Here is a 10,137-nt window from a genome sequence, read left to right as displayed (position 1 = left end):
ATGCGGCCACTTGAAATGAGCATTGAGGGCATTGAGAAGCTTTCCATTATTCCAGATTTTGATTTCTATAATCTAAATCTTGTGCTGGGGCTCAGCTTGCAGCGAGAAAATATGGGGCACGCAGTTGATACTTACAGAGTTACCTTAGAGATGCTTTATGAGTCTGAGCAGTCGGCGTTTGAAGTTATTTTAGGGTTTACAGGGGTTCGTCGTTTAGCAGTTCCTGATGTGTGTGGGAGTTTTTACTTGAGCGAAGTTGAAGTGGATGACGTCTCAGCAGATCAGCTTGAAGGAGTTAAATATAGGCTGAAAGACTATGGAGGCACAGGGTTTGAAGTGCTTGCTCGGGAATTTTCAGTTGTCAGCTGCAAGCAACACTTGTGAAACGAGAGTTAAACGCGAAACGGGGGCAGTTCACAGTTCTGTAAAGGCAATCAGCATTGCTCTTTGAAGCATGTGAATGGTGGTCTGGCCCCTATTTCTTTCTCTGAGAAAGTTGAAAGCAGGCTAGCCGTGTTGTTGTAAATTTAGCTGACTCGCCACTAACGTTTGGTGAGATAGAGAAAGCGCTCGTGTCACGTCCTGTGGAATGGAAAACGGGGTCAGACCACGGTTTTGTAAAGGTAATCAAAATTGCTCTTTGAAACATGTGAATGGTGGTCTGACCCAATTCTATTTTCAGGCAGGCGACTTTGTGGGGTTCAGGCACTCGATGGAGCGGTCTACGGTGGTCTTGGCCATTTCCAGCAAATGCCACACCGCCAGAATTTTCGCCCGCTCGGGGTTAGGCAGTTGCTCACTGCAGTTAAGTGTCGTGGCCGAAGCGCTGTCGAGCAAGCTTGAGGTGTAGAGCAGGGCGTCTTCGAAGCTCAGGTCTTCGATTTGAACGCCTTGGGCTGGCAGGTAATGGTCGATGGCGCGGTTGAAGGCGGCGCGGTCTTTAGTGGCGTTGTGGGGTGGATCGGGGACGACTTTTTTCATGGTGTAACTCCACATGATTGGAGCTGACATCCGTCGCGACTAAACGAGGGTGGCGGCTGTACGCAGGTTAGTCGACCGGCCACATGGAAAACCGGCGCACCCGGAGGTGCCCTACGCACAGCCACCATAAAACTTCACGGAGGACCATGCGCCATATGAGACCCGAGCGACTAAACCCGATCACTGATAAGCAGTGACGGACCGCAGACTAGCCATCGATTCGAGCAGGCACAAGGCGGCAGGAATTGTCTAGGAAACGTCCTGCAATTTAAAGAGACACGCCCTGCTGGCCCTTCAAAAACCATGACTGAATGCCACTAACCCGCCCATCAACGGTGGTGGTGAATAGCTTTTTGTAGGTGCTTTTCCCCTGCGACGTAGGCAGCTTCTGAAATATCACTCAGCCTACCCAGGCTTGTGTGCGGGGCGTATCCGCTTGCTTATATTCCGACGCCAACTTCATTGCATCCAGGGATGTGAGGCATGGCGCAGGGCTATATCAACGACCGCACCACGGACTACAACGGCTTGAAATCCCGGTTGATGGGCAGTGCCCCGAGTCGGCAGCGTTCCGATCATTTCGACGTGCTGAACAGGCACCTGCGTCCTGGGCTGGTGATGCCTGGGCAGTTGGTGATCGTTCCCGATCCCTACAGCGTGACCTGTTCGATGGAAGAGGCCTGGCTGGTACGCCGGGCCGAGGCAATTCGTCGTGAGTTGGACGCTGGCGCCGGACCCCAAGTGGTCAATAACTATGACCTGCTACAGAGTTTTTTGGGGTACGGCTCGTTGGGCGTGGGCAGCGCGACGTCAGCGTGGGCCCGGCATCTGGATGAAGTGGCGCAGACCCTGGAGGCGATTGAGCAGCTGTATCAGCGCCTGAAAAACACTGGTTTGGACCGTGAGGCGTTTCTTCGCCAGCGTAAGGCGTTGTTCGGGCTGCTGGACACCCAGCTGCAAGGTGCGGCGCGATTTGGCACCGGATTGCAGGGCAATCAGGCGCTGAAGAAGGTGTTGGGGATTTCTACCAAAAGCTATCTGCAAAAGGGCGAGATCGCCGGGTATGCGCAGCGGATGCGGGATATTGCGCAAACGTCGAAATGGTTGGGCAAGGGCGCGTATGTGGGATTGGCACTGGACGTGGGCGTGGCAGGGCTGGAAATCAAGGAGGCGTGTGTGGCGGGGCGGGAGGCGCAGTGTCGGCGGGCGAAATATGTGGAGACGGGGAAATTGATGGGAGGGGTGGCGGGGGCTTATGGCGCAGGGAAGCTGGGTGCAACATTAGCCCGTAGCGGCTGTAGGGTTCTTTTGGGCATCGCGGCTAAAGGTAACGGTGCGCTGGCCTGCGCAGTGATCGGCGGCGCTGCGGGCGGGTATGCGGGAGGAAACGTATTCGGCACTGGCGGTGCGTTTCTGGGCGGGAAGATCGAAGAGATCGACGGTGATTTGATCTTTCAACCAGAGGGGGCTTAAGCATGGACTTTCAACTCATCCTGGCAATCATTTTAGCTGCCGGGACACTGATTTTCGCAGGGCTGACTATATACGCTGAGTACACAAAGCTCGAAGCCCTGGAAAGCTACTTCAGCCAGAACAAAGTGATCTGCGACAACAAACGCTTTTGGGGCAGAAATCAGCATATCGACAGGTTTCATCGCATGCTCGTGATCAATGGCCTGTTGGGAATGCCTAAATTTCACATCAAAAGAGGGGAGGTAACCGAGGCTGAACTGGCGTCCGTGCCCTTGTCCCTAAAGCGTTGGGCGTTGTGGCCGTATCGTTTTGGAATGGTGTGGTTTGCCGGCTGTATGCTTTGGTCCATTTTGTATGGCTGGTAGCCCGGGACGCACGGCGGTCCGGGCTGCATTCTCACGGGTGCTTGACACTGGCGTCGCGGCTAAAGAAAACGGTGCGCTGGCCTGCGCAGTGATCGGCAACGTATTCGGCACTGGCGGTGCGTTTCTGGGCGGGAAGATCGGAGAGATCGACGGTGATTTGATCTTTCAACCAGAGGGCGCTTAAGCATGGATTTTCAACTCATCCTGGCAATCTTTTTATTTGCAGGGGCGTTTGTTGGCGCGGGACTCACTTTATATGCTGAGTGCACAAAGCTCGAAGCCCTGGAAAGCTACTTCAGCGAGAACAAGGTGGTCTGCGACAACAAACGCTTTTGGGGCAGAAATAAACACATCGACAGGTTTCATCGCATGCTCGTGATCAATGGCCTGTTGGCAATGCCTAAATTTCACATCAAAAGAGGGGAGGTAACCGAGGCTGAACTGGCGTCCGTGCCCTTGTCCCTCAAGCGTTGGGCGTTGTGGCCGTATCATTTTGGAATGGTATGGATTGCCGGCTGTATGCTTTGGTCCATTTTGTATGGCTGGTAGCCCGGGACGCACCACGTTTCTGGCGGCATTCTCACGGGTGCTTGACACTGGCGTCGCGGCTAAAGAAAACGGTGCGCTGGCCTGCGCAGTGATAGGCAACGTATTCGGCACTGGCGGTGCGTTTCTGGGCGGGAAGATCGAAGAGATCGACGGTGATTTGATCTTTCAACCAGAGGGCGCTTAAGCATGGATTTTCAACTCATCCTTGCAATTTTTATGTGTGCAGGTGTGTTCGTGTTCTCGGGGCTCACTCTATACGCTGAGTACACAAAGCTCGAAGCCCTGGAAAGCTACTTCAGCGAGAACAAGGTGATCTGCGACAACAAACGCTTTTGGGGCAGAAATAAGCACATCGACAGGTTTCATCGCATGCTCCTGATCACTGAACTGTTGGGGATGCCTAAATTTCATATCAACAGAGGGGAAGTAACCGAGGCTGAACTGGCGGCCGTTCCTTTGTCCCTCAAACGCTGGGCGTTGTGGCCGTATTATTTTGGGATGATAGTGGCTGCCAGCGGTGTCCTCTGGACCCTTTTGTACGGTTGGTAGGCCCGGGGGCACACCGCGCCCCGGGCTGCATTCCTACGCGGGAGCGTGGGAGCCATCTCTCAGCGCATATGCAAAATGATCGGGCTGCTGCTCGCCGGGTCCGTATGCCCGCGCAGCGTGTTCACCGCCGCGGCATCGACCGCACCGCCGTTATTGCCCCATGTACCTCGCACGTAAGTCAGCACCTGCGCGATTTCCTCATCCGACAGCTGCTCCCTGAACGCCGGCATCCGGTAAGCATCCGGCACACCGGCGGTCACGATCCGTTGTGAGCCATTAAGCGTGATGTTGATCGCCGACGCGTTTTCCTTGGCCAGTGCCGAGGTGGCGCCCGCCAGCGGTGGCATCCACTCCGGCTGGCCCTTTCCGTCCAGGCCATGGCAGGAAGCGCAGCGGGTTGCGTAGGTGTGGGCACCCGGTACGTCTGCAACCGCGTTGACCGCCTGATACTGCCACGGCGAACCGTCGCGCTGCGGGTCGCCGGGCAGGGATTTGAGGTAGCGGGCGATGGCGTTCAAATCCTCATCGCTCATGAACTGCGTCGAGTTGTTGAACGCTTCGGTCATCGAGCCATACACCACCGCATGTTGGTTACGCCCGGTCTTGAGGAACCGCACGATCTCGTCCTCGCTCCAGCGGCCCAGCCCGGTGTTGTGGTCCTGGCGCAAGCTCGGTGCATACCAGCCGTCGAGCAGGCCGCCGGCCAGGTAGGGCGCGCCGGACTCGTCCAGTGCTTTCTCGTTAAATGCCAGGCCGCGCGGCGTGTGGCAACTGCCGCAGTGGCCCGGGCCTTGGACGATGTAGGCGCCGCGGTTCCACAGCGCGTCCTGGGCGGGTTTGGCCGCGTAGGTGGCGTTGGGTGCGAACACGCCGTTCCACAGGGCGATGGGCCAGCGCATGTTAAGCGGCCAGGGAATGCCGCTTTCAATGTTGGGCTGATTGGCCGGCTCCACGCCTTGCATGAAAAACGCGTACAGCGCACGCATGTCGTCATCGCTGAGCTTGGCGTAAGACGGGTAGGGCATGGCCGGGTAAAGCCTGCGCCCACCCGGCGCGACGCCGTGGCGCACCGCGCGGTCGAAGTCGGCCGGCGTGTAGGCGCCAATGCCGGTGTTGCGGTCAGGCGTGATGTTGGTGGCGTGAATTGCCCCCAACGGCGTGGCCATCTCCAGGCCGCCGGCGAACGGCGCCTTGCCCGGCAAACTGTGGCAGGCCACGCAGTCGCTGACGCGGGCGACGTACTCGCCGCGGCTGACCAATGCCGGGTCGGCTTTGGCGGCAGGTTGTTGATCAAAAGGCGAGGCGGGCTCGCGGGTCACGTACCAGGCCAGTACGCCTGCGGCGACCGCACCGGCCAGCACCAGCCAGCCTGCGGTTCTAGCCAATCGTTGGTTGTTCATGCGCGTTCCTTGTCGGTCAGGCGAAAGTGTATCGGCTCAAAGGCAGGCTACGAATGCGCTGGCCGGTCAGGTGCGCGACTGCATTGGCCACGGCCGGCGCCACTGCAGGTAACGGCGGTTCGCCGATGCCGCCCATCTTTTCGCCACTCTCGACAATCTTGACGTGCACCTGGGCCATGCGCGACAGCGGCAGGATCGGGTACAGGTCGTAGTTGCGCGCCCGTGGTTTGCCGTCCACGTACACCGCTTCCTCCAGCAAGGTTTGCGACAAGCCCAGGGCCACCGCGCCATTCACTTGTGCTTCAACAATCGCCGGGTTGACGATGCTGCCCGGGTCGATGGCTTCCCAGATGTGGTGCACCTTGACCTGACCGTTTTCGATCGACACTTCGGCGACCACCGCAGCGTGGGAGCCGAACGGTGAGGCCATGGCCACGCCACGCGCGCGGCGGCTGCCGTCCTCTGCGGTGTAGGGGCCACGCTTCCAGCCGCCGGACAACTCGCCCACCGCCTGCAGCAGCGTGGTCAGCCGCGGGTTATCGCGCAGCAAATGCAGACGCAGCTCGTAGGGGTCTTGGCCGCCTTTGTCGGCCAGCTCATCAAGGAAGGCTTCATAGAAGAAGTCATTCAGCGAATTGCCCACCGAGCGCCAGTAGCCGAGCATGGTCGGGCCTTTGACGTAGATCTGCGCGATGCGCTTGTTGGGGATCGCATAGCTTTTGCCCGACAGCCCTTCGAGGGCCGTGGGGTCGATTTTGTCGCCCTGTTTACCGGCGATGGCTTCGCTCGGGCCTTCGGTTGCACTCACCGCTTCAATGGCCACCGGCAACCCTTGCGCGTCCAGCGCGGCGCGGAACTTGACCACCGCCACCGGGCGCAGCACGTCGCGCAGAAACTCCTCTTCACGGCTCCAGATCAGCTTGACCGGGCGACCGACTGCCTTGGCCAGCGCGATGGCCTGCGGGTAAGGGTTGGCCGAGTCATACAAAAAGTGCCGGCCGAAAAAACCGCCCAGCAGCGGTGAGTGCAGGGTGATCTTCGCCGGGTCGAGGCCGGTGCGTTTGGCGATATCGGCGCGGAACATATCCGGCGCCTGGTTCGGCAGCCACACCTCCAGCGTGCCATCGGGGTTGAAGCGTGCCAGGGCAGAAGGCGGCTCCAGCTGGGCGTGGTTGACGTACTGGTTATGGTAAGTGGCTTCGACTTTGGTTTTGGCGTTGGCCAGCGCGCCGGCCACATCGCCTTCGTTCTCGTCGTCACGCGCCGGGCCTTGCTGGGCGGCGAGGAAGTCACGGTACTTGTCGCTGGAAAAATCCGCCGGCATCGCGCGTACGGTCGAATCCGCAGCGGCTTCCAGCCATTCCACCTGGATCGCCTCCACCGCGCGCTTGGCGTGCCACCAGCGCTCGGCCACCACGGCCACGGCGCCGGGCAGTTGATGCACCGAGTGCACGCCCTTCATGGCTTCGACCTGCGCCTGGTTACGCAGGCTGCCCACGGTCATGCCCAGGCGCGGCGCGTGCTGGACGGCGGCGTGCAGCATGCCGTCGACTTTGAGGTCGATACTGTATTGCGCCTTGCCGGTGGATTTGTCGTAGGCATCCAGGCGTTTGACCGGCTTGCCGATCCAGCGGAACTGGCTCGGGTCGCGCAGGGTGATGGTGGCCGGGTCGGGCACTGGCATGTCCAGGGCGCGCCCGGCCAATTCACCGTAGCCCAGCGAGCGGCCGGAAGCGGCGTGCACTACGCGGCCGGGTGTTGTGGTCAGTTGCGCGACCGGCACACCAAGCTGCTCGGCGCCGGCCTGCAGCAGCATCGCGCGGGCCAGGGCGCCGAGGCGGCGCATGGTCGGGTAACTCATGCGCACCGACATGCTGCCGCCGGTGATGCGCATACCGTTTTCCATCACCACATACGCATCGCCGGGCGGCGCGGCCTCGACGATGAAGGTGGCGGGGTCGGCGTCCAGCTCTTCACCGACAATCTGCGCCATGGCGGTGTGAGTGCCCTGGCCGCCTTCCATGAAGGGGCTGAGCAAACGCACGGTGCCATCAGGGTGAATCTCTAAAAACGCCGGCACCTGGGTGCCGCGTTCTGCCGCGTCGGGCGTGGCGGCGTAGGCCCTGGGCGTGCCCAGCGGCAGGCCGAAGCCAATGACCAGCGCGCCCACGGCGGTGCTGGCCAGGAAGCGGCGCCGGGACAGGTTGATCGGTTCGCCCAATGGCGTGTCGAGGAGGGCGTTGCGCGTGTTCATCAGGCGCTCTCCTGCCGGGCGGGCTGAACGGCCAGGTCATGCACCGCTATGCGAATGGCGTTATAGGTACCGCAGCGGCACAGGTTAATCATCGCCGCCTCGATCTGCGCATCGCTGGGCGCCGGGGTGTGCTTGAGCAGCGCAGTGGCGGCCATCACTTGCCCGGACTGGCAGTAACCGCACTGCGCCACCTGATGCTCGACCCAGGCCGCGACCACGCGCTTGCCCACGTCATCGGCTTCGATCGCCTCGATGGTGGTGATCTCGTGGCCAACCACTCCCGCCACTGGCGTGACGCACGAGCGCACCACGTTGCCGTCCACCAGCACCGAGCAGGCGCCGCACTGGGCCAGGCCGCAGCCGTATTTGGTGCCGGTCAGCCCCAGGTCATCACGGATCACCCAGAGCAGCGGCGTATCGGCGTCGGCATCGACCTCGTAGGATTTCTGGTTGATACGTAATTGCATGGTTCACCTGCTGATCATCGGTTGGTGTGGCTTTTTTTATAAGTTGCCCATCGTTGCACTCTAGACCACGGCGCAACAGCTATCGATCCAGTCATCGACAACTCGGAGGATCAGGCAAGAATTCGACAGGATTGCACCACTGCGCGTGCTTTTAGCCTGTAGGCCTTTGCTGATCCAGGCCGGTGCGCCGCACTTTTTTTCATTCTTCTGATCTATCCCTGTCACGACCGCGCTCATTCTGCGCGTGGACAGCAGCCAGACCCGGTGCCGATGGATCGAACGTCAATTGCTTTTATCACCCGCTGGCCGCTGCTGATCGCAGCGGTGTTTATGCTCTGTGCCTCCGGCTGCAGCCAGCAACAGGGCCGCGATATCGCCAGGCAGTTGCGCGATGGCAAGCCCGATGAGTTTTTTCAGACCAGCGTCGACCGCATGGCAACCTTGAGCATGCGCGACAACCTGCAAAGCCTGTACGTGCTGATGAACAAGCTCTACCTGCGCAACCCCAACCAGTGGCGCCAATCGGGTTATACCGATGCCGTGACTGCCGCGCGGGAAATTCGCCGGGCCATCGAGAACCGGCAACCGCTGCCTGCCCTGGGGGACCGTCGTGACCTGGTGGCCTTGAGCTATTCGCTGAGCCCGGAGTTTCGCGGCGACCGGGTCGGGGCGTTTATCTATGCCATCGGCAGCATGCTGGTGACTGCACACGGTGGGCGCACGCAGTTTTATGTCACCGACTCGATCAACCCGCAATTTGTCAGCAATGCCGCGCGCAATATCGAGAAAGCCACCTGGCTGCTCAGCCAGCGTCAGGACGCCAATGGCGTGTTGCTGCTGTTCTCCAATGAAATCTCGGAGGAGGGCAGCAACCTCAGTTTCGCCGTTGAGTTCGGCAAAGTGGTTGCGCGCCTCGACCTGCTTGCCCAAATGCTTGACGAGCGTTACCGGCGCGTTGCACTCAATTACGCGCAGAGCTTGCTGCTGATGAATTTTTTGCCCGTGCAGTGATGCGGGGACCGATCATGCGGTGCGGCATTTCCCTTTCATATGTGGGAAACGGCCTATCTTGCCCCCCTTTGCTTGAAACATACCCACGGTCGGCAATAGCCTCGGACTTTTCTTAACGATGAGTGCCTACCTTGGGAAAGCGCAAAACGGTTTGGCCTACTGATCGCGAAGTCCGCCTGCGATTTATCCTGTTTGCCGTGATCGACGTGGCAAGTGCTCAAGGCGTCCCCGCTGATGTGCTATTGCCCGCCCACAAACTGCTGCGCGACGCGCCGACAGAGGCGCAGTTGCGTGACGCGCTCGCGAATGTTCTGGCGTGTGACGAAATGCTTGGGTTCAGATTTGCGCAGGGCACGGAGGCGGATGATTTGCTGCGCTCGCTGGCGCCGACGGCCGATGAGACCGGTGCGGGGTTTATTTGAAGCGGGTTAGATCGTTTATTTCCTTACGATTGGTCTCAAGAGCCTAATCGCATATCTACAGCGACGTTTATCTGCCTATACAAGAGGTCAACGACGCCACCGCCTCGCTGTCCGCCGAGTTGCGGTAGCGGTGGGGCTGGTCGGTGTAGAACAGGATCGAATCGCCGGTGGAGGGCCGTGTCGTAGGGGAACTACGCGCGGCTGACAAACGCACCATCGGCACCACCAGGCGTTTGCTCTGCTGCGCCGGCAACACCTCCATGCCTTCAAAGGCGCGGTCTTCTAGAAAGGCCGCCACTGACACCTTCAACCCCTTGGCAATTTTGCACAGCACCTTGATCGACGGCACGCTGCGGCCCGATTCGATCTGCGCCAGCATTGCCCGGACGCCGCAGGCGCGTGCCAGGCCGTCCAGCGACAGGTGGCGTTTGCTGCGCAGGCGCTGCGCGACACACAGGCTGGTGTCGTCGTCATCGGTGCCAGGTTTTGGAAGCGGTTCGGTTGACTCGGCAAGTGCCTGCAGAAAATTCATCGGTCTTACGCCTGGCGCGTATCAATGGAGGGCGCCGCCTGGGCGGTCAACACGGCAAGCCCGGCGCGTGCCGTGTACATCGCCCACATCAGCTCGGCCGTATTTCCTTAAATACTGAGTTTGCATGTGTTAAT

At 59.9% G+C, this 10,137-nt stretch carries 12 protein-coding genes and 1 pseudogene; 8 read left to right on the top strand and 5 right to left on the bottom strand.

The genetic code is table 11. The features are described from left to right. Window positions 1-384, top strand: a complete 384-nt coding sequence (locus L8K08_RS22870) for a hypothetical protein (protein ID WP_242200112.1) — start codon at window positions 1-3, stop codon at window positions 382-384. Between the two features lie 294 nt (window positions 385-678). On the opposite strand, the gene L8K08_RS22865 is transcribed toward L8K08_RS22870, so the two are convergent. Then, window positions 679-981, bottom strand: a complete 303-nt coding sequence (locus L8K08_RS22865; RefSeq protein WP_242200111.1) for a hypothetical protein — start codon at window positions 979-981, stop codon at window positions 679-681. Between the two features lie 483 nt (window positions 982-1,464). On the opposite strand from L8K08_RS22865, the gene L8K08_RS22860 reads away from it, so the two are divergent. The 5 genes from L8K08_RS22860 to L8K08_RS22840 all read left to right on the top strand — a co-directional run bounded on the left by L8K08_RS22860 (window position 1,465) and on the right by L8K08_RS22840 (window position 3,917). Next, complete coding sequence (locus L8K08_RS22860; RefSeq protein WP_242200110.1) at window positions 1,465-2,454, top strand: hypothetical protein; 990 nt, start codon at window positions 1,465-1,467, stop codon at window positions 2,452-2,454. A 2-nt stretch (window positions 2,455-2,456) separates the two neighbouring features. After that, window positions 2,457-2,819 carry a hypothetical protein gene (locus L8K08_RS22855; protein WP_106580610.1) on the top strand — a complete coding sequence of 121 codons (363 nt, stop codon included), beginning with the start codon at window positions 2,457-2,459 and terminating at the stop codon, window positions 2,817-2,819. Between the two features lie 186 nt (window positions 2,820-3,005). Further along, window positions 3,006-3,368: a hypothetical protein gene (locus tag L8K08_RS22850; RefSeq protein ID WP_169366369.1), complete on the top strand. Its 363-nt coding sequence runs from the start codon at window positions 3,006-3,008 to the stop codon at window positions 3,366-3,368. Then, window positions 3,358-3,552, top strand: a complete 195-nt coding sequence (locus tag L8K08_RS22845) for a hypothetical protein (RefSeq protein WP_124417036.1) — start codon at window positions 3,358-3,360, stop codon at window positions 3,550-3,552. Before L8K08_RS22850 ends, L8K08_RS22845 begins: the two co-directional genes overlap by 11 nt. Before the next feature lie 2 nt (window positions 3,553-3,554). Further along, window positions 3,555-3,917 (top strand): hypothetical protein, encoded by a 363-nt coding sequence (locus tag L8K08_RS22840; RefSeq protein WP_242200109.1) that lies wholly within the window; start codon window positions 3,555-3,557, stop codon window positions 3,915-3,917. A 59-nt stretch (window positions 3,918-3,976) separates the two neighbouring features. Here L8K08_RS22840 and L8K08_RS22835 read toward each other — a convergent pair whose 3' ends face one another. The 3 genes from L8K08_RS22835 to L8K08_RS22825 are packed head-to-tail and all read right to left on the bottom strand — an operon-like array spanning window position 3,977 to window position 8,038. Then, window positions 3,977-5,317: a cytochrome c gene (locus L8K08_RS22835; RefSeq protein ID WP_242200108.1), complete on the bottom strand. Its 1,341-nt coding sequence runs from the start codon at window positions 5,315-5,317 to the stop codon at window positions 3,977-3,979. A gap of 16 nt (window positions 5,318-5,333) precedes the next feature. Continuing rightward, on the bottom strand, window positions 5,334-7,571 hold the full coding sequence (locus L8K08_RS22830) for a xanthine dehydrogenase family protein molybdopterin-binding subunit (RefSeq protein ID WP_242200106.1): 2,238 nt from the start codon (window positions 7,569-7,571) through the stop codon (window positions 5,334-5,336). Beyond that, entirely contained in the window at window positions 7,571-8,038 is a 468-nt protein-coding gene (locus L8K08_RS22825) for a (2Fe-2S)-binding protein (RefSeq protein WP_242200104.1), read from the bottom strand. The genes L8K08_RS22830 and L8K08_RS22825 overlap by 1 nt, the downstream gene beginning before the upstream one ends. 270 nt (window positions 8,039-8,308) lie before the next feature. Between L8K08_RS22825 and L8K08_RS22820 the strand changes: the two genes are divergently transcribed. Together L8K08_RS22820 and L8K08_RS22815 are read left to right on the top strand one after the other, a co-directional pair. Continuing rightward, window positions 8,309-9,049, top strand: coding sequence for a hypothetical protein (locus L8K08_RS22820; protein WP_242200102.1), 741 nt, complete (start codon window positions 8,309-8,311; stop codon window positions 9,047-9,049). A gap of 131 nt (window positions 9,050-9,180) precedes the next feature. Then, the gene (locus tag L8K08_RS22815; RefSeq protein ID WP_242200100.1) at window positions 9,181-9,471 is read left to right on the top strand and encodes a hypothetical protein; all 291 of its coding nucleotides are present in this window, start codon (window positions 9,181-9,183) and stop codon (window positions 9,469-9,471) included. A 67-nt stretch (window positions 9,472-9,538) separates the two neighbouring features. Here L8K08_RS22815 and L8K08_RS22810 read toward each other — a convergent pair. Continuing rightward, a pseudogene (locus L8K08_RS22810) lies at window positions 9,539-10,003 on the bottom strand (XRE family transcriptional regulator). Window positions 10,004-10,137: the final 134 nt, after the last annotated feature.

It is taken from the genome of Pseudomonas sp. TREG-RG-20F-10-E-6-01, assembly GCF_022662455.1.
GTDB lineage: Bacteria > Pseudomonadota > Gammaproteobacteria > Pseudomonadales > Pseudomonadaceae > Aquipseudomonas.
The sequence above is the reverse complement of the archived record's forward strand: the minus strand, read 5'-3'. Positions and strand labels throughout refer to the sequence as shown.